Source organism: Flavobacterium notoginsengisoli (assembly GCF_042686225.1).
GTDB lineage: Bacteria > Bacteroidota > Bacteroidia > Flavobacteriales > Flavobacteriaceae > Flavobacterium > Flavobacterium notoginsengisoli.
Genome location: NZ_JBHUOT010000001.1, coordinates 205,769 through 230,814, shown reverse-complemented (window position 1 = coordinate 230,814; position 25,046 = coordinate 205,769). Strand labels below are relative to the sequence as shown.

Genomic DNA, 25,046 nt, shown 5'->3' with positions numbered 1-25,046 from the left:
TATGTCTCAATTGTATTTAAGACGTGATATTATTTTCTTTATAAATAGTGTCAAAAAAATTTCTGCAATCAAAAAAACATTATATATTTGCACCCGCAATGAGAAAATGATTGCATGTTACTGGAGGAATGGCAGAGCGGTCGAATGCGGCAGTCTTGAAAACTGTTGACTGTAACAGGTCCGGGGGTTCGAATCCCTCTTCCTCCGCCAGTAGAAGTTTCAAAAGAAACTTTAAAAATCAAAAGCCTTTAAACACTAGTGTTTAAAGGCTTTTTCGATTTTACACACTTTTCAAAAAGCACATGTTTTATCAAAGAATGGTGGCACAATCAGTGTCCCACTTTTTTTGAGATCTTTTTTCTCAAAATTGGACCACTAAAACAAAAGAATTCCCTGGGAATTCCCTGCTGTTAATGGGCTCTCTTAAAATTATTAATTCAATTTGATTATTAATTTTAAAATTAGATAACATGTTAAAAACAATTTTTCTGCTAAAATCCGGCAGAGTTAATCGAGATGGAGAAAGCTCTATTATCCTAAGGCTTTCTTATAAAACCAAAACAATTACAATCGCCTCGGGAAAATATATTTCGAAAGAAAAATGGATCCAGACAAACCATCTGAAAAATACACTGAAGGCGGAAAAAGAAAAGGTAATCAAAAGCTCTCTTGATCTCATGCAGCTTAATGCCGAAAAGAAGTTTACAGAACTCTTCCGAATTGATCCTGAGGTTGATCTGGAACTGCTAAAAGCTGAACTTACAGGAAAAGCCAAAATCGGCCAGCCTCAAGGGCCTTCCATAATTTCAATTATGGAAACATACAATATATTCTTCACCAAAAGAGTCAATTCTGGAGAACGCGCTGCGGCTTCACTGCAGAAGTACAAAAGAGCAAAGGATTTACTTTTGGATTTCATCACCAGCGCCTACAAAAAGGAAGATATGCCTGCATCTGAAATATCAAGCTCGTTTGTGTTTAAACTGGAACAGTTCCTTAAATACGAAAGCAGTTTTAAAGACCAGACAGGTATCAAAAACAATTCGGTGGTAAAGTATATGAAAATGTATAAAACTGCCTGCAATTATGCCATTAAAATGGATTTGATCATAAAGAACCCATTCAACGTTTATGACGGAAGGCTGAGTGTAAAAGATGCTGTTTTCCTGACCCAACAGGAACTTAATACAATCGAGAATAAAATATTTTCAACGCCCCGTTTGGAAAAGGTCAAGGATATATTTCTTTTCAGCTGCTATACAGGATATGCGCCCGTCGATGCCATGGATCTGACCGAAAGAAACTTATCCGAAGATTCAAATGGAAATTTATGGATTATGACCAGCAGAGCTAAAACTGCCATTAGAGCCAATGTGCCTGTATTACCAACCATTGATAAAATTATTTCAAAATATAAAAATCAGCAGAAAGGTCTTATCCCGAAAATATCCAACCAAAAAATGAATGCTTATCTTAAGGAAATAGCTGATACCTGCAGCATAGACAAACATCTTACATGGTATGTTGCCAGACATACCTTTGCCACTACTGTCACTTTAGGAAATGGGGTTAGACTCGAGAATGTTTCAGCAATGATGGGACATACAAACACAAAACAGACTCAGCATTATGCAAAAGTTTTGGATGTGAACATCATGGAAGATATGGAAAAACTGAAATCTAAGTTTAGGTAAGTTTCCTAATTTGAAAATTCTTTAAAACTTTAATCAACTACGCCTAACTATTAAATTAAAAAAAAATGCTTCAAAACCAATCCTTAATCCCTGATATAAAAGCAATAATTGAGACTTCAAAAGAACGTGCAATTAGAGCCGTCGATAATGAAAGAACTACGATGTACTGGTCCATCGGAAAACGTATTTTTGAGGAAGAACAACAGGGAAAAGAAAGAGCCGACTACGCCACTTACTTAATTCAATATCTTGCAAAAGAATTACAACCTCATTATGGAACTGGCTTTTCATACCGCCAATTGAATTGGTATCGAAAATTTTATAGGACATTTCCAATTGTGTCCGCACTGCGGACACAATTGAGCTGGACACACTATAAACTCCTGCTATCAATTGATAATGAAGAAAAAAGAGAGTTCTATATTGCAGAAAGCGTTAAAAATAATTGGACATCACGCCAGATGGAACGCCAGATAAATAGCAGTTTATTTGAACGACTTATAATGAGTAATGATCAAGAAAATGTATTGGCAGTTGCACAAAATGAAAAATTACCTTCAGATGCCCGAGAAATTATAAAGGATCCAATGTATTTAGAATTCTTAGGCTTAAAACGCGAAGCCGCATACTATGAAAAAGACATGGAGCAGGCAATTATCACTCATCTTCAGGAGTTCTTATTAGAAATTGGAAATGGATTTTCATTTGTTTCAAGACAAAAAAGAATACATATCGATGGAGATGAGTTTTTTGTAGACATGGTTTTGTACAATCGATTACTTCAGTGTTTCGTTCTAATAGAAATCAAAACACACAAACTTACCCATCAAGACATAGGACAATTACAGATGTATGTCAACTATTATGACCGCATTGAAAAAAATAACAACGAAAACCCTACTATAGGAATATTACTATGTGCTGATAAAAATGACGGAGTAGTAAAATTCACATTACCCGAAAGTAACAAAAGCATTATTGCAAGCAAGTACCATTTATACCTTCCAACCGAACAGCAGTTACTTGAAGAAGTCAAAAAAGAATTGGCAAATTTTGAAAAAGACAAAAAATGATTTTAATATAGTCTTAAAGAAATAAACCAATTCCTTTAAGACTATTTTTCATCTTAGTATTAAATGTTATTCCGGGATGATAGCTGGTCACACAATCTTTCTATTTTTTCCAGATGTAAAAGTATAGGAAAAAAGGAGTTCTAGCTTAAAATTGCTAAATGGCAAAGCTACAGCTTTAGAGAACTTGAGAGGCAGATTTCCTCTGGACTTTTTGAACGCACCATGCTCAGAAATGCAAAACTCTCAACAGCGTTGAGAGAAATAACCCCAAAACAATCAATTCACTCAAAGACAGCTATATTTTTGATTTTTTAAATCTCTTTGAGCCTCACAATGAAAAAGATCTTAAGAAAGGGTTGATCAAACAGATGAAAGATTTTATTCTTTAGCTGGGGAGAGACTTTCTGTATGTAGGCGAAGAATATAAAGTTCAGGACGGAAACAGTGCCTTCTATATTGATTTATTATTTTACCACAGTGTACTGCAGTGCCTTGTGGCTTTTGAATTAAAATCAGATAAGTTTAAGCCAGAGCATTTAGATCAGATAATTTTTTATTTAGAAGCCCTTGACAGAAATGAAAAAAAAAGAGAACAAAAATTCAAGTATCGGAATTTTACTTTGTAAAGATAAGGATAGTGAAGTTGTAGAATCTAAGTCTTTCTCCAACTATGGTGGCTGAATATCAAATGCATCTACCAGATAAAACTATTCTCCAGCAAAAAATCCATGAATTGTTCAACAGCAATCGACAAAATGAATAAATCCAATTCTTTCTTATATTTCTAATTGCGTCCACAGTGCGGATGCAATTAGAAATATAAATAAAATCCCAAATAAGACTCATAATACTATTGGAATTTCCACAATTTTGCCATAGAAAGTTTAGGTGATTTACAGATTTTTAACCTATCTAAATTTTGTAAAAAAATCAAAGTTTTATGGCCTTAGGCTCGAAACTTTATACCAAAATATCACACAAAATTATCGAAAACAACTAATAAAGCGCGGTCTTAATTCTAAAGAGTTATTGACATTTTGCCCTGCTCAATATAGTCCATTGTGTAATTCCATTGATGCATAGGATAATCAGCAATCAGTTTTTTTGTTGTGATTGTCTCATTAGTAACCACGATTCTGATCTGCCTTTCCTCAGCTTTGGCCGATTCTACAATCCATATAAGGGTAGCGATGTCGGGATTCCCATTTTTTCCATCTGCTGAGATGACGTAGGTATCGGCCGTAATGTTTTCAAAAAGCATTCTATTGCTGTTTCGGTCACTGCCATGATGGGGCACCTTAAAGATATTTACATGCATTCTATCGTTTATTAAGAGATTTTTCATTTTTAAACCCTCAAGCAAATGATCCCCTCTCCCATCACCAGTAAAAAGAATACTCTTCCCACTATCTTTTACTAGGAACATAAGACTGCTAAGATTAGGAATACTTCTATCACTAAAGGAGAGCACGTTAAACTTTCCATCTGCAATTTCCTGCTCTCGCTTTTTGAGCCACGTAAGCCATTCTACTCTTAAAGCATCTAGATTTGCTTGCGTAGGACCTACAATAGTAAAAGTAAGCTCGCCAAAACTGATATCTTGCTGGCTTGAGTCAACAGTGAACACTCCATCATGAGCGTCTGTATTTAGAGGAATACCAAGCATACCGGCCAAGCGCGTTAACTGAAATCCTTCTTTTACACCCATTAATGCAATTTGAGTACCTTTCATCTGCACTAAAGCATTTGCAGAACTGCTTTGCACTCCCTCTAGTCTGGTCTCAATCTCCTGGGTAAGGTCAACTGTTTTGTTAAAACTGTTTAGCCAAAGTTTTTTGATGGCAATAAAGTGTGGTTCTCCTGCGTCTGTCTGGCGCCTTAATTCAATAAAAAGATCTAGTATACCCTTGATATGATCCATATCAACATGACTGACAATCAATGCTTCAAGTTCACCATTTTTAATTATTCTATCGATTTCAGGACGCAGTGAACCTTCAAAGATGTCCCTTGGACCTCCGTCTATTAAAATATATTTCGAAGGTGTGCCATATTCCATCAGCAGTGCATCCCCGAAAGCTGCTTGGATAACATGTAGTTTTAGCATTTTAAATTACTTTTTAGTTAGACAATTATGGTATCGGATGAAGCGGTAATAATAAGCGCAAAATCCTGAGCCCCTTTTATAATATTACTTCCTATTACAGAAATATTGTAACGACCCGCGGGCGCGTCTTCGATAATGACACGCTCTACGTTATTCCTGCTGTCCAATCCTTTCAAAAAGGAATACGCATCCTCATTTCCCAACCACTTTTTGACAGGATTAGCATAGTCTACTATCAGGTTCAGATCGTTCTGCAGCGCACGGGCAGGTAAATCCGTGTATGCCAGACATACCCTGATCCAGCCCAGGGATCTAAGTTCAATAGTCACTAAGGATTTTTTTCCGGTAATTAGATGCTCTGTTGGCTCAAGATAATTATCCACATAATGAAAAAAGAAATTCTCTGGCTCCAGTGGGATACTATTTTGCATATCAATCATACCAAAGCCCTGATCAAAATTAGGTCCCGTTGGATGATTGATACAGGCATCAGTTCCTTTGAGCTTTTTTGCACCATTGATAATAGTCGCCTTTAAAAGAGCAGCACTTGGTTGATGATTCCACTTTTTCTCGTAGTATTCCCTTATAATGGCCGCACAGCCCGTCACCAGAGGCGCAGCCATACTGGTGCCTCCCATAATAGCATATTGATTGTTAGAGGGATGTGCCGTCCAGAAATTCGATGGACTACTCTGGGCAGATCTTGCACTGACTATATCTGTGCTTGGGGCAACAATATCAGGTTTTATTCGATAATCATCTGATGGCCCCCTGCTACTGAATCCGGCAAGAGAATCAGAATCTCCTGAAACATTCTGACCTCCGTAATAATGGGATGGATGAAAGTTGTATGGCCACATAGTACTATAGGTAAAGGTGGAATATCCCCAGCTTGTTCTTGAACTTCTGCTTGATCCAACAGTAAGTATGTTCTTGGCAGTACCCGGTGCTCCAATACTTAAAAGACCAGGATATCCTACTGCTGAATTTGATGCGCCAACTGACTTTCCCTCATTGCCTGCAGAAAAGACTAAAAGCATGTCCTTTTTTTCGTAAACAAATTCATCTACTTCTATAGCCTGAGCAGTAATACGGGAATTAGTTGAAGAACCCCAGCTGTTGTTATGTATCCTAACTCCGTCTTTATAGGCCTGATTAAAAAGATCCTTTAGGTTAAAAGGGATTGTAATATCTCCCAGATTGTTAAGCAGTGATTGAAAATAAAGATCTGATTTTGGCGCCGCACCTGCATAAACACCCGCTGAATGGGCCCCGTCACCAAGTACAGTTCCTGCGACATGAGTACCGTGCCCATCTGTATCGACACCTGTGCCCAAACCTCCCCAGTCCTGCATATGCTTTATCCTGCCAGTAAAATCTCCATGTTTGGCATCAATTCCTGTGTCAGCTATCCCGATGAGCTGTCCTGCACCATAATACGGAAATGTACTGGGAAGAACAGCAGCACCATGCAGGCCTATAATTTCCTTTGCTTTATCATTGTGAAGTTTAGGCGGAATATATTCATACATTTCCCTTACAGAAGAATGATCAATAATAGAAAACATAATTGGTTCAGACTCCAGTAAATATATTCTGACTTTTATCCCGTCATGACCCGCAACAGCAATATTCCTTTGTTCTAAAAATGATAAAAATTCCTCCATATCTTCCTCCCTGTGTAAAAGGACATCGTAGGTCAACATTTGCTTTCCTAGTTTTTTCAAATCATCAGACCCTTTTTCTCTAAACTTGTAAAGAAGTGTCAAAGGGGTACTCCAAATGGTAATGGGGATAATATTTTCAATAAAATCGGAATCCCTGAGCGTCGCAAAAACTTCCTGACTTTCAATCCGAACCACATATAAATCAGGGTAGCGAAACTCCGTTATAGCAATACCATTTATATTTAAATAGTCACTGTACTCTTCAAGCAGTGGCCCTAAAATTCTTAGTGAAAAATAAGCCGGAAAAATTGCCTTGATGTTAAAATAATCCCGCCACCGTTCTGTGGAATAGTCCCAATCACTAAAAAATGTTCTATACAGGAATAAGTCTTCTTTATAAAATTGTTCATCATGAAGTCTTTCAATACTCCTTAGGATAATACCAAAATCTACTAAATCCTTTTCTCCATTTTCATCAATATCCCCGATAAGAAAACTATCGGTTACTTTTTTGACTTCTAAATATTTATAAATATAATCCCGTTCGGCCTCATTAATATAATAGGCAATAATTTTTTTCTTTGTCATTATCTAAGTTGTTAATTTGAGCTAATTTACTGTTTTAAATAATTAGTCTTCTTGAAATTTCCATTGGTCTAGCTATCTCTATAGTTTAGTTTAACCCTACTATTTCACCATTTTTTCTACTTACTTTTATCAGCCAAACTTATATTGTATTGTACAAAGGTACCTAGTCCAATTTGAGTTTCACTCACTGATTGATATCTCTTAATTGGAAAACCAAGGCGAAACTGATTTGTCGGACTTATCTTAAAATCTAAAAAAGGCATAGTTATTGTCTGCTTTTTTATATCATTTTCATAGTACAACATATCACCATTAGCTTTAAGATATTCAAAAGATACACCTATCAGTATAGAGGGGATGAAAAAATCTTTCACATAATTCTGATCTGATTTATTAAGTAATTCATCCTCAGATAGGAATTTAATTGCTCTAAAACTTACTGATGCATTTAACCCATAGTAATTGATTAGTTTCTGATTTTCTTCGGCTGATTTACGCTTACGTTGATATGCAACTCCGCCCGTAAAAATGAGATCATAATAAAGTGAATAACTAATATCCGAAGACAAACTATATGCTTTAACGGCATATTTATTAGTAATTATTCCTTCATCATTAAGCACTTTATCTCCACCTAAAATTTCAAAAAAAGAAACGTTATACCCAATGTTAAATGCAACTCCATTTTTCGCAATATCTTTAAAATAATTTATTCTTTGCTGGTCAATTATTTTTTGCCGTTCTGCTTTGTATTGTTCATATTGAGCCTTAGTCTCTCCTTCATTCTGCTCACGCTCAGCTTCTGCTATAGGCATTGAATCAAATTTACTTTTAATTCGACTCCTAAATGGTCCAAAAGGATTAGTGCTATCAAATCCCAGAGCAATCCCAAAAGTTGAAATCCCATCTTTTTGAGCAAAATTTATTTTACTGTCGATAAAAATTTGAGAAATTTTTAATTTATCTAAAGTATCATTTATATCAGTTTTAACCAGTTTAAATGGTGAAAATACAATTTTTTGTAAAGTATTATCTTTTGAATACTTGAGACTGGCGGATATAAGATCAAAACCTCCAAAACTAATCTCATCAAAAAGCTCTGGCTTTGGCATTGAGGAAGACATCATGCTAAAAGACGAACTCCCTTTAATATCACCTTGTGCTAACATCAAAGCATTAGTGAGAACACAAGAAATAAATAGTAGTTTTTTTATCATAGTAATTTTATTTAATGTCAGCCGATAAGTCAATATTCCACAACTCTCCATTTGTAAGGGACTTAAGACCAAGCCTAGGTTCTCTTTCAATTATTACTCCTGGATTAGTCTGTACTACCATACAAATAGCTTGTTGTATATTTGCGAAAGGCTCAATTTTAACTTTAATAGTTAAATTTGCACCTAGGTCAAAAGTCCCTAGATTAAAAAGCTCATTCCCTGAGGTACTGTTTACCACATATTTAATTGCCATATTCCAAGATCCTGAATTTAGTTTCCAATTAATCTTATGAATTCTTATTGGTCCTCCGGAACTCCATTTTATTGAAATAGAAACGTTCCTTTTTTCGAGTGCATCCAATATCTCTGCATCAAAATTTTCCGATACGACACTTACTCTGTGAAATTCTTGATTTGCCATATTTATTTTTGTTTTTAATTATTAAATCAATCCAAAATTAAAAGAAACAAATCACAAGAAAGTAGGTATTTACACCTGATTTAAATCACAAAACACTAAAAAAGAACATATTATAATTAAAAAACATTAATCAGTAATATTAAAAAATTTATATATTTTTACTATAAGGTAAAAATATTGTACATAAAGAAAAAACTATAAATATTCATTAAATAATAAAAGGCTTTTCTTTAAAAAAATAAATATTAACTTACATAAAAAAGATTCAATAGCGATTAAAATTCCATATTCGAAATAGCACATATATCTTTTGTAAATAATCTAAAAAAAATTTCTAAAATCGAAAAAACATACTATATTTGCACCCGCAAACGATAAATGTTGTTGCGTCTTACTGGAGGAATGGCAGAGCGGTCGAATGCGGCAGTCTTGAAAACTGTTGACTGTAACAGGTCCGGGGGTTCGAATCCCTCTTCCTCCGCTGAGAGCTTAAAAAGAGACTTTTCAAAGTTTACAAAAAAGGCCAAAATTCACGGAAAACCCTGCAAATCAAACGATTTGCAGGGTTTTTTCTTTTATATGCATTTTCAATATTTTCAAAACCGCACAAAAGTTTTGTGGCGCACTCGTGGCGCAGAGCAAAAAATCAGCGGTGCGCCACAAAAAAAGCCTTTAGCTCCCGTAAAAAAAGGGGTTAAGCACGTTTACATCTTGTTTAAATCACGTTATAATTCTACATTTACTAATCTAATAAGTTGAATTATGCTAGAGAACAGCTTTGGGTTAATTTTCTATCTGAAAGTGCCCCGCAATGAGAGTAAAATTAGAAGTGTCTATTTCAGGATAACCATTGACGGAATTCCGAAAGAAGCATCTACCAGACGCCAGTGGGATATTGAGCGCTGGAACCAGAAAAATGAAAGAGCCGTCGGTACAAAAGAAGACGCAAAGTCCCTTAATTTTTTTCTGGACTCACTCACAACGAAAATCCATGATATCAAAACAGAGATACTCTACAGCGGAAAACCGGTGACTTCCCAGAAAATCATGGATCATGTAATGGGAAGAATAACGCCGAGAATAAAAGTGCTTGAAGAATTTCAAAAACATAATGATGAATTGAAAGCTCTCATTGGCAATGGATATACAGGTGCTACTCTGGAAAGGTTTAACATAACCAAAAATCATGTGTCCTCTTTTATAAAATTCAAATATAATGCTGATGATTTTGAATTTGCCGATCTAGATCTTGAATTCGTAAAAGATTTTGAGTTTTATCTCAGATCTGTCCGTAAGTGCAGTAACAACACAACCCTCAAGTACATTGCCAACTTTAAAAAAATTGTCATACGTGCAATTGACAAGGAGATCATTATAAAAGATCCTTTTAAGAATTTTAAAGGACGGAAAACTAAAATTGTAAAGAAGCCTATCTCTGCAAAAGAATTAGCAGAACTGGAAACGCATCAGTTTTCAATAGAAAGACTCAGTATTGTACGGGATATATTTGTATTCCAGTGCTACACCGGACTTGCATACATTGATGCCTATCAGCTCACAAGCGCCGATATCAAAGACGGCGTGGACGGAAATCCCTGGATTATCTCTGAAAGACAGAAAACAAATTCAACGGCAAAGATTCCGCTTCTGCCACAAGCTTTAAAAATTCTTGAGAAATATAGAGATCATACTGTGTGCATTAAGCGCGGAACCCTGCTGCCGGTTTATTCCAATCAGAAGATGAACGGCTACCTTAAAGAAATTGCTACACTATGCGGCTTCTCATTTACCCTTAACACCCATATGGCTCGCCGCACATTTGGAAGCACGGTGACTTTAAACAATAACGTTCCCATCAATGTAGTAAAAGAACTGCTTGGACATTCTTCTGTCAAGCAGACAGAAGCTTATGCCATAACAGAGCAGACTACTATAGGCAGGGAAATGTCACTGCTGAATAAAAAGTTAAATCTGACAAATCCACAAGTTTCTCCTGAAGATATGGACAGTTTGAACAGGCTCGAAAAAGAAATTCAGGAAATCAAAAAGAGATATAGCAGTTCGCATTTTAATCATTGAATTGCAATATTTAAAAGCCTTAACAGCTAAAAAAGTCTGTCTTATATATTTTGGAGCAGTTTTTTTAAGTACTTCGGATTTATCTTTCGAAAACTTGTCGAAATTCCAACAACCTGTTTTACAACAGTAAAAATGAAACGATGTTTTCATAAAATAGATTTCAAGACAATATATTGAAAATCAAATACCGTGAGAATAAACTTAAAATTCTAATGTTATTTTAATGTTTAATGCAATTATTTTGATATACTTTTGCAAAATAAACCTACAAAATAAAACAATAATCATCTTCATCTAATACTGATAGATTTTTTTTCTAATGCATTTGGTAAGGAGACATACCAACTCGGTGTCAAACTATTAAGATGTGAATGATTAGATTTCTAAATTAAATTAAAATCCCATATAATCCTTTTAAAATTAAATGAAAAAAATTACATCATCATTAAAACTTGCAGCTGCAGTTTTAATACTTTTATCTCTTACATTAAGTTGCGACAGCGAGAAAAATGCTGTAGAATACAGTAACTCCATTGAAGAACCGAATCATAATACGCTTCATGATCTCAGCAATTCCATTGCAATGTTCAACAAAGCATTAGATAATATAGAAAATAATATACTTGAAGAAAGTAAAAACATAATAAGTCCAAAAGAAGAGAAGTTAATAAATTTAAGTATCTTAAAAAAACAAGATCATAAGCTCTCTAAGAAAAACAGCGAACTGCTTGTATTTAAAATGATGGAAGTAAGCCGTAAAAATCTTTCAAACAAATTTAAAGATCAAGATGCTCAAAAAATCAGCTATACTCTTCGTAAAAATGCAATTTTAGATTTCATTAATGGTCAAGATGAAGTTCAACATATTTTAAATAAATTCATATACTATGAAAACAATTCGAAAGATGATCTGAAATCCAGTATTAATATTTCATCAGCCAAAATAGCAGGCTCCATTACGTCAAAAGCGATGAGCACATACAAAGTAAAACTGAATACACCCTCAGGAGAGGAAAATATCGAGTGTCCAAGTGACATGACTATACTTGATTCAGCAGAAGAACATGGAATAGATCTTCCTTACTCGTGCAGAGTTGGTGCATGCTCCTCTGACGCTTCCAAACTTGTATCAGGTTCTGTTAATCAAAACAATCAATCTTTTCTTAATGATGAGCAAATCATGTGCGGATGGATTCTAACTTCTGTTGCTTATCCAACATCTGACTGTGAGATTACAACACATCTAGAGGGCAGTCTTACCGAGGAAGGTGGCTGCAGCGGAGGAATTCATCTGGGCGGCGTAACGATAATAAACGGATATACTAATCCAATCTTTGATTTAAGCTGGAGCAATATAAGATTTATCTATCTTAACGGTGGCACCTTGAATTTTCCTTTAATATATCAGATTATTGACAATCTTAAAGGCAAAGAAAAGTGTCTCAACGCTTTACTAAATCAAAAAGGAAACTCCTTTGTTGAAAAACTATTAAGTAATTTTAAAGGCAAATCTGAATTTGATATTATACTAAGTTCGAAAGATCACGTGTATGGAGTAAAGAATGGTGCAACAAGAGAAATTAACGGAAGAACTCTACCGCCTAAAAACAAAACAATATATATTGAAATAAACAATAGTATGGCACAAGGAAGCAGTGCTTTGGATGTTGCACGTACAATTTTGCATGAATATATTCATGCCGACATTTTTAGAAAACTAAATACAAAAATCCCAACTCCAAATGGCGTCTTAGACTTCAAAAGTACTTATGAGGCATATGGAAACCAGCATAGTGCAATGGCCGATCTTTATCTTTCAAGCATGGCTAAAGCATTGAAAGAATTTCACGAAAGTGCTTTTCCAGATGACTATAAAAATTATACTAATTATTACGGTGAAAAACCAAGTGATGCATTTTATAACGCATTAGCATGGGGCGGTCTAAAAGATGCAGATGTTAAGGCTTGGAAAGATTTACCAGCTGATAAAAAAGCATCTATAGAGGCTCTTGCATCCAGAGTTCCAATGCTTACTAAAAACACACCTTGCAAATAAAATTCTATTTATGAAAACTTATTTACTTATAACCGCCTTTCTAATTTCAATTAGCATAAAGGCACAACAGGAATCAAAAGATACAATTTATTTTAAATACGATAATAAATACATTAAAACCTATGTTGAAATTCCTAAACATCTTTACATAAAAGATGCAAGCGGGACAAGTTCAGGTAATTTCTACTTTACAAAAATAAGAAATATAAATGGGCCTAAGTCAAAAGCAAAAGTAATCTGTCTTAAAAAATTTATACGCTCTTCCATCTTTTATAATAAAAGCAAGCTCCCTAAGTTAAATGACTACAACCTATATGAAGAACTTAACAAATTTGTTATAATTTTCGTTAAAAAAACTAACGGTTCAAAAGAGTATATTTTAGTTGAATCTAGTTTTGAAATTGAATAATTTAATTTACAATATATAAAGCGAAGACTCCTTATTTGGGGTCCTTTCGCCTATAATGTTTTAAGCTAAATTTAGCATTGAAAATAAATCAGCCAACGATTGCGATATATATCTTTTCCAGCTGTCAAAGTTAAATTGCTCCCTTCGAAAACTCAAGCAATAATGATAAAGATATAAATATTGTTTTGATCAAGTAAAATATCCATTTTAAAGATAAATACGAGCATACAGGAATTACTTGATATAGTTCAAAAGGACAATTTCAATAATCGAACCAGATAGCTAATTTATGTAAAATCGATTTTTTTTTTTACTGTAGACCACATAGTGAAGAAAACTCAAAATTAACTGTTCAAGTCACAATTTATCCAGTCCCAATTAAAGTAAAAAGCTAACATTTTTAATGTTTACTCAAAGGTTCCTATACTGCTCTCCCCACAAAAAGGGTAAAAGAAGCCAAAACGAAAGTTTTTCAATCTTTTCAAAAACCCTCAAAAAACGTGGTAAAGCCTGCAAATCGTAAGATTCGCAGGCTTTTTTCATTTGTATTGCTTTTCATATTTTTTAAAACCGCCCAAAATCTCTATGGCAGAATCGTGGCACTTTTGTTTTGGAATGCATACTTTTTCTGCCACAAACAGCTAAGGCGAATTCTGACAAAACCGTTTAAAAAGTTAAAAAATTTACGTTATGATTTTCAATGCCTTTTAGCAGAATAACGAACTTAACTTATGACAGGATGGAAAACAGCAGAAAGAAATACAGCATTGACTTTAAAATCTGGGCCGTCAAGACCTGCATGGAACATAAAAGCGTGCGTCTGGCCGCCAATAAACTTAAGATCAACAAAAACAGCCTGCAACACTGGAAAAACCTCTTCCGGAACGGAAAGCTAACCCTGCATCAGTCCTCAGTTCCGGATTTGAACAGAAATGAAATAGTCCAACTTCAGAAGGAACTCAAAAACATACGGCTGGAACGGGATATTTTAAAAGAAGGCTCAGGGCTTTTCCATCTTGGTAGACGTGCCATTTACCAGTTTATAAGAGAAAATACCGGCAGATTCCCCGTTGGAAAGATGTGCAGGGCTTTTCAGGTAGATCCCAGCTGCTATTACAAGTGGCTTAAAGGGCTTGCCACCAACAGGACGGAACGCAGAATTTTTATAACATCAGAAATATCAAGAATCTACCAATGGAGCGAAGGCAGATACGGCAGTCTGAGAATATCCAGAGAATTGGCCTCTCTGGGCATAAAAGCATGTCCTTCCCTAGTCAGAAAGATTATGGCCGAGCAGCAGCTGCACTGGATTGCTAAACTAAAATTCAAAAGAACCACCCTCTCCTCCCCAAGATATACTGCTGCAGAAAATTTATTAAATCAGGATTTCAAGGTGAGTAGACAAAATCAGGCATGGGTCTCGGACATCACCTACATCAGAACAGCAGAAAGATGGGCATATCTCACTACAGTTATAGACCTGTTTGACCGAAAAGTTATAGGCTGGTCATTAAGCGAAACTCTGAAAGCAATAGACACCAGCTTCGCGGCTTTAAGAAAAGCCCTGCTGAACCGACCTTTAGCTTCAGACCAGACCCTCATATTTCATTCTGACAGGGGAATCCAATATTCCTGCAGAATCTTTCTGTCCGCATTATCAAAAAACATCCAGATCAAGCAGAGCATGAGCAGGAAAGGAAACTGCTACGATAATGCTGTCGCCGAGAGTTTTTTCAAAACACTGAAAACAGAACTGGTATACCGGCATAATTATAAAAACGTAAAACAAGCCAGAAAGTCAATCAGTAACTATATTGAAAATTTCTACAATACAGTGAGAAGGCATTCAGCACTTGGAAATATGACAATGAAAGAGTTTCACAATCAATTTAATATCTTATGATTAGATGAAGTTACTTGTCGCTTCCATCCGCTTCTTTAAAATCCATCTTCCCCCCTATAAATAGACAGGATTATTAAGAGCATAAGTATATGGGGAATTTCTTCTTGAAATTTCAGCCAATGGGTCAATATTCATCCATCTTCCTAAAGCAGGGTCATAATTCCTTGCTCCATAGTCATAGAAGTTAAGTCCCAGCTCATCTTGCAATTCTTTGCCATTGTACTTATACGTATAAGGGTTTACGACTTTTTTTACAAGTTTTTACCTGTTAAATACAAAAATTTTAAGAACATGATTTTGAAGGATAAACTTACTGTTTAATTGCTCAAATCCAAAAATAAATCTTCAAAACAGCAGTAAAAATAACCAGACTTTTACTGAAGCAGATTGTCCTGCGGTTGAGTCTTTTCAGATGAGTTCTGAGCGTCAGATTCTTCCTTTCAATATGATTAGTTCCGAAACGCTTGACAGAATGCAGCTTCTCGCCAACCAGATATCTGTAGTTTTTAAGTCTGTCCGTAAATATCTTTTTTGCTTCTGCCAATTTCAGAGTTTCCAAAACACGATTCAGAGTTTTATTAGTTCGTTTGCCTACATTAAAACTCACCACATTTTTAGAATTCTTTTCCAAAGCATAAACCAGCCAGATATAATTTTTCTTGTGTCTGATATAAGTACACAGTTCATCTACTTCGTAAGTTTTGCCTCTGCTGACAATTGGTCTGGTTATATTTCTCGCAATGGAGACAATTCTTTTCAATAACGTTGTTGCTGATATTTTTAATACTCTTGCCGTGCTTCTTATTCCTAAACCTTCTTTGGTGAACAGCACTATCTCCTTATTGATATCTCCGTTGTAAGCATTGTACCTATAGTAAGTCTGCTGTCGTTTTTGACAAATAGTACATTTATAACGCTGATTACCGTTAGATTGAAATCCATTCTTTATGCATTTACCATTGCAAAAATTACATTTTATTTTCATGACCTAATTTGAAACACTAAGGTAAGGCAAAAGCATTCAAAGGCTTATTAAAAGACAAAAAACGAAAGAGACGACCTGATGGTCGTCTCTTTTTCTATTCAATAATTTAATTTTAATATTCTTTTTCAGTTAGTTACATGGATATATTATCAAAACACCTAATCTGTAACACTACCGATAATCTGTAGATGTTAGATGCAATAATTAACCACCAACACATCTGATACATTACCAAAAACACCTAATCTGATACACTACCCAAATTCTTAATTACATCTGTAGTACTTATAAAATACCATCTTCCTGTGTTATCATCAAAGTAAGACAAATAATTATTCCTGAAAAAGAAATAATTAATTGAATTAAATTGCTTTTTTGAAATATTCTTTTTTAACATTATTATTTTTGAATCACTTATATCACAAAATTTTTTCTTAAAATCATCAAAACTTTTATTTATATATATATCTTCTACATGAGGGTCAATACCGAAACAATAACTCTCATCCTGACAATCAATAGTGATTTTCTCATTAAAAACACTATCAACAAAATCTCTAAAATCTAAAGTCTTATATTTCATTTTGTGTATCCTTCTTAATTCTTGAACATACAAAATAATAATTTCATCATTTTTAGTTTTACCAAAAAATAATACTGTTGCAAAAACGGAAGGATATTTTGGATTTTCATTTGAAATTATTTCAACAATTTCAGGACTAAATTTTTGCTTTTCTTTATTACATGAAGAGCAAAAAATAAATACTAGTAAAAAAAATATTTTAATTTTATTCATATTAGTTATTATTAGGTGGATTCTCTAGTTTTGATTTTTGAATTATCTCTTTTCCGTATCTGATTCTTAAAAAATTTTTTAGTTTTTTATCTGATTGTCGTGCTAGATTTTCAAAGAATACTGCTCTAATTTCTGCTGGGGATTCAGAGCTAGCTTCAACATTTTGTGAGTCCCAGTTATTTCCCTGATCGTAATCATACTGATGTTGAATTTCATGTGCCACAGTGGTATAATGAGAACTTGGAACACCTGTACTTTCTTCTAACTGTTTTATCTGTTCCTTTGAAAAATTATAATAAGTAAGACTACCTACTCCTATTCCTTTTCCAACTAATTTCTTTAATTCTTTAGGATCAGTATAGTAGTCATATTCACCAACCACACTTTTAACACCATGTTCAACATAATGTAATTTACTGCTAATTTCTAATTGTTTGAGCTTCCTAATTAAAGTTTTGTCACCTGAACTTTCTATTTTTCTATAAGAAGCTAAAACTTTATACAAAGTTGGACTCAAGCTCTCTTTTCCAGGGTTATATCTACTTCCATCTTGATGCCAAAAATTACCTTTTCTATACTTTAGCTGATCAATAGTATTTCCCTTATTATCCCTTACGATGAAAATAATTTCTTTTCCATCAGGATCAATAGCATTTATTGGAGTATTTCCTACATAAACATAAGGTCCCATGTTTTTATATTTATCTGCTTTTGGATCGACATTAAACCATCTTCCTAAAGCTGGGTCATAATTTCTTGCCCCATAATCATAAACATTTAACTGATTCCCGCCAATATTATCATCTTGAAGCTCCTTTCCATTGTACTTATACTTATAAGGATTTACAAAATTTCCTTAATGATAATTAGTGCGGTTAGCCAATCGTTATATAATTCAAAGAACTTACTTTCCGTGACGAAAATAGAAGTAATCTTACGAAATTCCTAACTATATGGCATAAAAAAAACCTATCAAATCAATGATAGGTTTATAATGCATCTGCTTTAAAATCCGTCTATTCGGATAATTGAAATTTTACTTTTTAGGAGAATTTTTGGATGGTTTCAACGATGGTGTATTTCCAGGCGTACCTTTGTTATCACGCTGACGTTGGTCTGGTTTTCCTGTTGAATCTGCTATTCTTTTTGGTCCTGTTTTAAGTGCCATAATTTAAAAAATTAGTTGGTTAGATATCTCAAATATAGTCAATTTTTCAAAGAGGAAAATACTTATTTATCAACTCTCTTTGTTGAAAACTATCTACTTTGAAATACTTCTCAGTCGTTCCAGGCCACTTATGACCCGCCAGTTCCTGAACATGTTCCAGAGCCAGTTTCTGTTCATTGAGCCAGTTGCAAATAACGCTCATTCGAATAGTTTGAGGGTTGAGGTTTTTATCTGGAAACAATGCTTTTAACGGCTGAATCATGGCATGTATACTATCAACAGTTATTGGCTTTCCTAGTTTTCCAATGATGAGTTTATCGGTTGCACCTCTGAGCATTCTGGGTCTTATTTCGTTGATATATTTAAAAAAAAGCATTATCTGTTGAGGTAAGAGTTTGCCTTTTCTCCTGTTGAGATTCTTGGAAGCTTTGATGTAGATTGTTCCTGCATCCAAATCAACATCCTGAACACTGAGCCGTATAATTTCATCGCTGGTCAGACCTTGGTAAATCAGCAGATTGATAAGAACATGGTTTCTGGTATCCAAATTCTCGTACCTGTTCTCACGGCTTAAAAGCAGTTGAAGTTCTTCTGAGCTGAACAAATCCTGAACCTGAACTGCCTGATTGCTGTTGACCTTGATATTGAGCTTCCTACACGGATGGTCTTCTCTGTAACCGCTCATGACCAGATAATCGTAGTATTTCTTGATAGCCGAGAGGATAACGACCCGATATTTGGCATTAGGCTGTTGCTTTCCTATTTCTTCCATGTACTCAACGATATCTTTGTATTTGTATCGTTTGGCTTTGGGATTCATCACTAAAAAGTGATTAATGGCAAACGTGTAGCTCTTTACGGTCTGCTCGCTGTAGTTCTGGAGCAGGAAATCTTCAATTGTCGGTTTAGTCATAGGCTGGTCTGTTTAAAAGGTGGTTACTGGTTTTCTTCTTTTGTTCTTAACGGCATAGATGTATGTGGTGTTGATTTGGGAATGACCTAAAAAACCACGTATAAAATCAATACCTGCGTTCTTTTCCATCAGATGGCTGGCAATACTGTGCCTGAGACAGTGGAGCGTAATGTCTTTCTGGATTAGCTCATAACTGCTGGTCTGCTCGGTCATTTTCTTCAAGGTATCGTTGAGGTATTCGCCATTCATTCGTGTACCGCTGTCATGAATAAAAAATGCATCTTCAATCTGGTTACTGCCTTTCAGCTTCTCATAACGTTCCTCGGCTACGTATCTTTTGACGTGACACGCAACCATATCACTCATAGGTACTTCACGTCTCTTGCTTCCTTTACCGTCTCGGACAATGAGCATACCTTTTGAGAGCTGAATATCCCGTGTGTTCAAAGCCACCAATTCCGACCTGCGAAGCCCGCAACCGTAAGCCACTGATAATAGAGCCCGCTGTAAATCACTCTGGCAGTGCTGGTAAAGCATTTTGATTTCTTCAACGCTCAGGGCATTTCTGGAATTTCCGCTGTCTCCTGAATAGCTTGGAATGTAGAAAGCTTTTTCAATCTGCCTGTTCTCCAAAAGGTTCAGAACAAAAAGACCCAGAGCAAAAAGATGAAATTTGATGGTTTTCCCTGAGAGCGTTCCGTTTCCTCGGTGTTTGGGTCTACTGGTTAAATGCTCGTAATAGCTTACCGATTCTCTGCCTGTTACACTCTTTATCTTAGTGATTCCCAAATCTTCCAGCCAGATGAGAAATTCTGATACGGCATTCTGGTACATTGTGCCTTTTCCTTGTTTGTAGTTTTTAACTTTTACATAGCTGTCAAAATCATTAAGCAGATTCTGAAATGCTGTATTTTTTATCGTTTTTTTCATTTGTCTGTTGTTTTTTAATCATCATTTCAAAACTTTCCTTATGAGCATTTTGAAATTCTGGGAACACCAGCGTTATATTGCCAGTTATTACTGGGGCTGGCGTGTTCTTTTAGGTGGTTTTCATGTGGTCTAATTGCTTGTTGAGGTCTTCCTTAATCTTTGCTTTCATCTTTTCCAGATTATCCCAGTAACTTATCACATACTTAAATCCTTTATTTGGCGAGCCTTCAACTGCCTGAATGTATTCCAGCTCTTGCAGGGTCTGCATGTACTTAAAGGCTGACGTTTTGCTGATATTGAGTTCCTGTCTGATTTCTCTGGTCGTAAAACGGTGTGTTGTTCCGTTGGTCTGGTTTCTTAGGTATCCTTTCAGCTTTTCGAAAAATTGTCTGGTGCTCTTATCGAGTTCATCCACTTTGATAATGATGGAACTAAAGAAAATCTCAACGGCTTTTCTCACGTCTTCCTCAGTCGCTATGAGTCTTCCTTTATCATCTGTTTTTCGCTGGTACTGGTTCAGGATTGTAATCTGAGCGACAAAACTCTGAAACTGTGCATTGAGTCTTCTGAGCATCTTGGCTTCCAGCGGTAACATAAGCTTATCGGCAAACGGATTCACGACTTCATAGCTCTTTAGAACCCGCATGCAGTTTCTCAGTGACTGTCTGGCTTCCTGTTCACGTTCCGTGTTGCTAATACCTGCATTTTTCTGATTCTGCACACTGATAATTCTCAGGGTCTGTTCGAGGCTTTCATCAACTCCCAAGACTACCGAACGGCTCATGTTATCATAGTAAACCTCTGCTTTGGTCGTGGCGGTAAGGCTTGCAAAATGGGCTTCAACCTTTTTCATCTTTGCTCTGTTGTTTCCAAGCAGGTCTTTGACCACCGTTGAGCTGTTCAGAAATCCAGCAGACTGCATTTCCCTGAACGCAAACTGAGCATCTTCGTCCAATCCGTCAAAATCCTGTATGAGTATCAATTTATTGATGAGTTCTTTATCTCTGTAGTGGTACAGCGATTTGCTGGTAATTCGGGTCATATTAAGAACGTCTTCCTGAGGCATGCACTGCGCAATTCCGTTGATGAGGTGGCTTTTTCCTTCTCCAGAACTTCCCTGTATGAGTCCGTGCAGGGTATTGGGCATTTTGTAGCTCGATGCCAATACAAACATCAGAATCCTGTTGTCTTCTTCTCCAACAATTCCGCTTTGTCCAAGCAATTTGTCGATACTTTCAAAAAGCTTGGGTTTAGAGAGGAACTGTACTGCTTTTTCACTGGCTTTGGGTGTGAGTTCCTTTTCTGAATACTGGTCGGTTACTGGGTTCATTTCAGCGTTGAAGAGGTTTTCTCTGTAGTCTTCCAGCAGGTCTGTGAACTGCAAGAGGTCAGCTTCTAAAAGTGTGCTGTCAAATCCGTGTTTTTCGCTTAGTTCCCTGCACTGGTTCTCAACGCTTGTAAAATCAAACAAGTCTATCTTAACACGCAGTCTTTTCTGGCTGTCATTTGGGATTATCTGAATGGTCAGTCTTAGATTTCCTAAATCCATTGGTAGGCTACCAATCACATAGAAAGTTCCCGTTTTTCCTTTGAAACTGATTTTGTAGTCGCTTAGAATCTCCAGTCCTGGGATTATCTTCTCTTTTACTGGATTCTGTAACATGTCAGTAATTCCACTCGTTCCGTAATTCAGCCACATATCGTTCATGTTATGTCCGTCTGGGAGCTGAATCATTCTTACTGGCAATTCTGGTCTGATATTTTGTATCTGGGTTTTTATGTTTTGCATCGTTTTAGTTTTTTATGATTATTATTTCTTCAAGTTCGCACAGTGATTTTACGGCTTCTATGTGCTGTGGCAGAAGCTCTCCCATGTGCATCGCCATGACAGCATCCCTGTTCTCCAGTGCTTTGGACTGCATAAGACTGGCGCAGTCGATGACCGTTGGAGCGAGATAGAGCCTTTTGGTGAGCGGACTGGGATATGCTGGATAAATGCCTTCACTGTTGAGGTATTCTTCTTTTGCGGTTTCGAGCTTGATGCGTAGAGCGAAATAGTTTACGATTCTGTTCTCCTTGTCCATCAGTGGAAAAATAAGTCCATATCTGCCAAATGCTGTGTATGCCGTCAGGTCTTCTTGTCTGACACCTGCATCGCTCTTTTTAAGCACTCCTAGGGCTTCAAATTCATCTTTGGACTCTTGGGTTTCTCTATGATGGAATTGTCCAGAATTGAAGCCAATTCTAAGCTCTGCATAATCCAATCCTATGTTTTTAAGGTATTCTTTTGGTCTTATCGCTTTGGAACTTCTGATGCCAGTTTCAAAAGACTGGAAAAGTGTTTCTAATGTATTTTTCATAAGTTTAGTTTTTTAGGTTTTGGCAGTAACGTATAGACATAGGTATCCTGCTTCGATTATTAGGTCGAATATTCAATTGAAACATGTTTGTGATTTTTAGAGCTTGCTGTTCAGCTTTACAACTTGCTCTTATTCCATTCTTTAGCTGTCAGAATGGCGAAGGATTCTTGCAATAATCTTTTTCCTTTTGTTTTGTTTGACAAAGGTAAGTGATATTTTTGAGACTTTTTTCTTATGTAACTCAATCACGTTATGTAAAACGACTTAACGTAATTGACTTAGGTCTTAAGGAGATATAAATCGTTGATTTTAAATCAATTGCCTCTTCATTCTTTACTCTTATTTGTTGAAATAATTTGCTAGATTATTCAATATTTAACATTTATTTAACTAAGTTGTACGCTATGAATTTCAGATTAATTGCGTATTACTTAACTCAATTTAGTTATGTCAGATAAAAAGCAACCTATTTCTTACATTTAAACGCTCAGATATAGGTTGCTGATTTCCTGTTCTCTGATTCCAAGATAGATTTTAGTGGTCGATACGCTCGAATGATTGAATAATTGAGACAGCAATAGCAAAGCTTGGTCAGAGTACTTGTTAACTTCCCAGACACGCCTTCCTAAGGTTTTTCTCATAAAGTGGCTGGAGTACTGACCTCTGACGTTGTACTTGGCAAAGATATCTTTCAGCTTGCTGTTCACATACTGGATGCTGAACGGCTTATCTCCAGAGCGGTTGGCGAACATCAAATCAGTTTCGCTAGCATGGAGCTGGATAAACAGACGGCTAAGGATGGTCTGCAGTTCTGGGTTGATGGTCACTTTTCTGGTCTTTTTGGTCTTCTTCTCCGTTATCGTGAAGTAATCCTGATTCAGAACCTGATTCCAACGAAGCTGGAGAAGGTCAGAAATTCTAAGACCGATGTAAGAACCTGTTGCAATGAGTAGCGCAAATTTCATGTCATTGTCTCGCTCCAGCTTCAAAACGATGCTCTGCATCTTTTCCCACTCTAAAAAATCACTTGTTGTCTTTTGTCCTTTTAATGCCATAATTCTTGATTTTAGTTTCACTTTTCTACCTTGAATATATTTATCTGAAAGCGGTCGATTCTTCATGTTCCGTAAACCACTGATTTCATTGGGTTTACATGCTCACTTTCACTTATTGTTAAAAGTGAAACAAATGTCCAGGTCTAAATTGGATTAAGCAAGAAAAATCATGGATTTCCTGGGCTCACGGATTTTTGGGGCATTTTAGAGCACAAAAAAACGAGGTCGTTAGCCTCGTTCTTTGGATTGTATCAATCGTGAAAACTCTGAAAATTCTTGGTCGGTAAAATCTTCTCTTTTAAAACTGATTGGCAGTTTGAGCGGTTGTGACTTCAATACCTGTCTGAGCTGAGAAAGTTTAAGCTTAATTCTCATCGTCTTTAGTGTTTGTGGTGTTACTGATAAAATCCCAGTCTTCTCCGCTCAGACCGTCTTTGGACATGTAGAACAATCCTGCTTTGTATCGGTCATAAATGCTTACATCGGTTCTGTCGTAGTTGAAGTAGTCCTGAATATCCGTTACAATCTGCTCATGAAGTTTTTTATCAGCAATATAGACCACAAAATGATTGTGAAAGCCTTTTCGGTTTGTGAAAGATTCAGTAGTAAAGAATAGTCGCACTTCTGTTGATGCTCCGTATTTTTGGTTCAGATAATCATGCAGTCCGTGCATCTGCTTAAAACAGCTTGTCTTGTTGCGGTCTGCTTTGTAGGCTACCGTAAAGAAAAAACTCCAGTCCATCTGCCAGAAGGTATGCTGTAAGCTTTCTTTGTCTGTCAGACAATCAATGAGGTTTCTCATAGATAGGTTTTCCTGTCTTAACGCTTTGTTCTCATCGAACATGATTTCGCTGTCAAAGTATCTTGCATGGTCAACAGGGAAAAGTCTTTCTCTGTTTGGTTTTTTAGTTTCTAAAAATAAGTCTTCATTCTTTTTGTAAAATCGGTAGATGGTGCTTTTACTTGATTTTGTGCTTTTTATAAATTTCTTTAAATTTTCATATTTCATTTCTTAGTTGGTTAGTATCTCATTATTCGTTAGATGCAGGAAGTCCATACAAGGAGGTTAGTCAAGCATCTTTACAATAAATACTAACGAATCTTGAAAAGTGTAGCTTTTTGGCACTTTTTTTTCAAAAATATTTTTTTTGTTTGGTAAATCAGTGTTCCAAAATGAAACACTAGTCTTGGAAGTTTCAAAAATTAGAAAATTTTCGCTTAAAGCATCGATGGTAGCTATTGAAGTTCATGTGCTCCACATCATCACGGGGAAGTAACTTGACACTAAAAATCTCGGTCTCTGGTATCGAAACAGCTGATACAGGGAGGACGGATGTTCCGAATACTGTTTTTTCAAATCTATTGAGGTTCGCCAGCAGATGCAGGATAACATGAATTCTATTTTAACAGTTTGGTACACTTTAAAGTGTCATGAAAGCAAAAGCCACTCCGTTATGGAATGGCTTTAATGCTTAAAGTGCCTAGAAGCTAACTATAATATCTTAATCAATCCAATTACAAAGTATACTATACAAAATATATAAAAAATTATAGATGGCATTACAAAATAAAACGCTTTCAGCGGTTTTTGAAATTTATTTTTATAGTAAAACATAAATACTTTT

At 35.7% G+C, this 25,046-nt stretch carries 20 protein-coding genes, 2 tRNA genes and 2 pseudogenes; 9 read left to right on the top strand and 15 right to left on the bottom strand.

Annotation, left to right across the window (positions count from 1 at the left end; genetic code table 11):
* Positions 1-122 precede the first annotated feature (122 nt).
* The 4 genes from ACFS3A_RS00780 (at position 123) to ACFS3A_RS00765 (ending at position 3,393) form a co-directional block, all read left to right on the top strand.
* Positions 123-210 (top strand) — tRNA-Ser (locus ACFS3A_RS00780).
* Between the two features lie 260 nt (positions 211-470).
* Entirely contained in the window at positions 471-1,694 is a 1,224-nt protein-coding gene (locus tag ACFS3A_RS00775; protein WP_379823270.1) for a site-specific integrase, read from the top strand.
* A 65-nt stretch (positions 1,695-1,759) separates the two neighbouring features.
* Positions 1,760-2,767, top strand: coding sequence for a PDDEXK nuclease domain-containing protein (locus ACFS3A_RS00770; RefSeq protein WP_379823269.1), 1,008 nt, complete (start codon positions 1,760-1,762; stop codon positions 2,765-2,767).
* 389 nt (positions 2,768-3,156) lie between these two features.
* Entirely contained in the window at positions 3,157-3,393 is a 237-nt protein-coding gene (locus ACFS3A_RS00765) for a PDDEXK nuclease domain-containing protein (protein ID WP_379824351.1), read from the top strand.
* Between the two features lie 392 nt (positions 3,394-3,785).
* On the opposite strand, the gene ACFS3A_RS00760 is transcribed toward ACFS3A_RS00765, so the two are convergent.
* From ACFS3A_RS00760 to ACFS3A_RS00745, 4 genes are all read right to left on the bottom strand, one after another.
* On the bottom strand, positions 3,786-4,874 hold the full coding sequence (locus ACFS3A_RS00760) for a hypothetical protein (protein WP_379823268.1): 1,089 nt from the start codon (positions 4,872-4,874) through the stop codon (positions 3,786-3,788).
* A 17-nt stretch (positions 4,875-4,891) separates the two neighbouring features.
* The gene (locus tag ACFS3A_RS00755) at positions 4,892-7,129 is read right to left on the bottom strand and encodes a S8 family serine peptidase (protein WP_379823266.1); all 2,238 of its coding nucleotides are present in this window, start codon (positions 7,127-7,129) and stop codon (positions 4,892-4,894) included.
* A gap of 116 nt (positions 7,130-7,245) precedes the next feature.
* Positions 7,246-8,346 carry a hypothetical protein gene (locus tag ACFS3A_RS00750; protein WP_379823265.1) on the bottom strand — a complete coding sequence of 367 codons (1,101 nt, stop codon included), beginning with the start codon at positions 8,344-8,346 and terminating at the stop codon, positions 7,246-7,248.
* Positions 8,347-8,353: 7 nt separating this feature from the next.
* A complete protein-coding gene (locus ACFS3A_RS00745; protein ID WP_379823264.1) occupies positions 8,354-8,767 on the bottom strand; it encodes a hypothetical protein in 414 nt (137 codons plus the stop codon).
* A 396-nt stretch (positions 8,768-9,163) separates the two neighbouring features.
* Between ACFS3A_RS00745 and ACFS3A_RS00740 the strand changes: the two genes are divergently transcribed.
* From ACFS3A_RS00740 to ACFS3A_RS00720, 5 genes are all read left to right on the top strand, one after another.
* Positions 9,164-9,248: transfer RNA gene (locus ACFS3A_RS00740), tRNA-Ser, on the top strand.
* Between the two features lie 281 nt (positions 9,249-9,529).
* Positions 9,530-10,846, top strand: coding sequence for a site-specific integrase (locus ACFS3A_RS00735; protein ID WP_379823262.1), 1,317 nt, complete (start codon positions 9,530-9,532; stop codon positions 10,844-10,846).
* Between the two features lie 424 nt (positions 10,847-11,270).
* Positions 11,271-12,902 carry a ferredoxin gene (locus tag ACFS3A_RS26755; RefSeq protein WP_449267441.1) on the top strand — a complete coding sequence of 544 codons (1,632 nt, stop codon included), beginning with the start codon at positions 11,271-11,273 and terminating at the stop codon, positions 12,900-12,902.
* A 10-nt stretch (positions 12,903-12,912) separates the two neighbouring features.
* Complete coding sequence (locus ACFS3A_RS00725; protein ID WP_379823259.1) at positions 12,913-13,311, top strand: hypothetical protein; 399 nt, start codon at positions 12,913-12,915, stop codon at positions 13,309-13,311.
* A gap of 739 nt (positions 13,312-14,050) precedes the next feature.
* On the top strand, positions 14,051-15,214 hold the full coding sequence (locus tag ACFS3A_RS00720; protein WP_379823257.1) for an IS3 family transposase: 1,164 nt from the start codon (positions 14,051-14,053) through the stop codon (positions 15,212-15,214).
* A 54-nt stretch (positions 15,215-15,268) separates the two neighbouring features.
* On the opposite strand, the pseudogene ACFS3A_RS00715 reads toward ACFS3A_RS00720, so the two are convergent.
* From ACFS3A_RS00715 to ACFS3A_RS00665, 11 genes and pseudogenes are all read right to left on the bottom strand, one after another.
* A pseudogene (locus ACFS3A_RS00715) lies at positions 15,269-15,439 on the bottom strand (RHS repeat-associated core domain-containing protein); the annotation flags it as partial.
* A gap of 100 nt (positions 15,440-15,539) precedes the next feature.
* Complete coding sequence (locus ACFS3A_RS00710) at positions 15,540-16,199, bottom strand: IS1 family transposase (RefSeq protein WP_379823255.1); 660 nt, start codon at positions 16,197-16,199, stop codon at positions 15,540-15,542.
* A 241-nt stretch (positions 16,200-16,440) separates the two neighbouring features.
* A complete protein-coding gene (locus ACFS3A_RS00705) occupies positions 16,441-16,995 on the bottom strand; it encodes a hypothetical protein (RefSeq protein WP_379823253.1) in 555 nt (184 codons plus the stop codon).
* A gap of 1 nt (position 16,996) precedes the next feature.
* A pseudogene (locus ACFS3A_RS00700) lies at positions 16,997-17,821 on the bottom strand (RHS repeat domain-containing protein); the annotation flags it as partial.
* Between the two features lie 210 nt (positions 17,822-18,031).
* A complete protein-coding gene (locus tag ACFS3A_RS00695; protein ID WP_379823251.1) occupies positions 18,032-18,163 on the bottom strand; it encodes a hypothetical protein in 132 nt (43 codons plus the stop codon).
* Between the two features lie 46 nt (positions 18,164-18,209).
* Positions 18,210-19,076: a tyrosine-type recombinase/integrase gene (locus tag ACFS3A_RS00690; RefSeq protein ID WP_379823250.1), complete on the bottom strand. Its 867-nt coding sequence runs from the start codon at positions 19,074-19,076 to the stop codon at positions 18,210-18,212.
* A gap of 12 nt (positions 19,077-19,088) precedes the next feature.
* The gene (locus ACFS3A_RS00685; protein ID WP_379823248.1) at positions 19,089-20,006 is read right to left on the bottom strand and encodes a tyrosine-type recombinase/integrase; all 918 of its coding nucleotides are present in this window, start codon (positions 20,004-20,006) and stop codon (positions 19,089-19,091) included.
* Between the two features lie 109 nt (positions 20,007-20,115).
* Positions 20,116-21,795, bottom strand: a complete 1,680-nt coding sequence (locus tag ACFS3A_RS00680) for a hypothetical protein (RefSeq protein ID WP_379823246.1) — start codon at positions 21,793-21,795, stop codon at positions 20,116-20,118.
* Positions 21,796-21,799: 4 nt separating this feature from the next.
* Positions 21,800-22,366 (bottom strand): hypothetical protein, encoded by a 567-nt coding sequence (locus tag ACFS3A_RS00675; protein WP_379823243.1) that lies wholly within the window; start codon positions 22,364-22,366, stop codon positions 21,800-21,802.
* A gap of 479 nt (positions 22,367-22,845) precedes the next feature.
* Entirely contained in the window at positions 22,846-23,421 is a 576-nt protein-coding gene (locus ACFS3A_RS00670; RefSeq protein WP_379823242.1) for a tyrosine-type recombinase/integrase, read from the bottom strand.
* A 364-nt stretch (positions 23,422-23,785) separates the two neighbouring features.
* Complete coding sequence (locus ACFS3A_RS00665; RefSeq protein ID WP_379823240.1) at positions 23,786-24,430, bottom strand: hypothetical protein; 645 nt, start codon at positions 24,428-24,430, stop codon at positions 23,786-23,788.
* Positions 24,431-25,046: the final 616 nt, after the last annotated feature.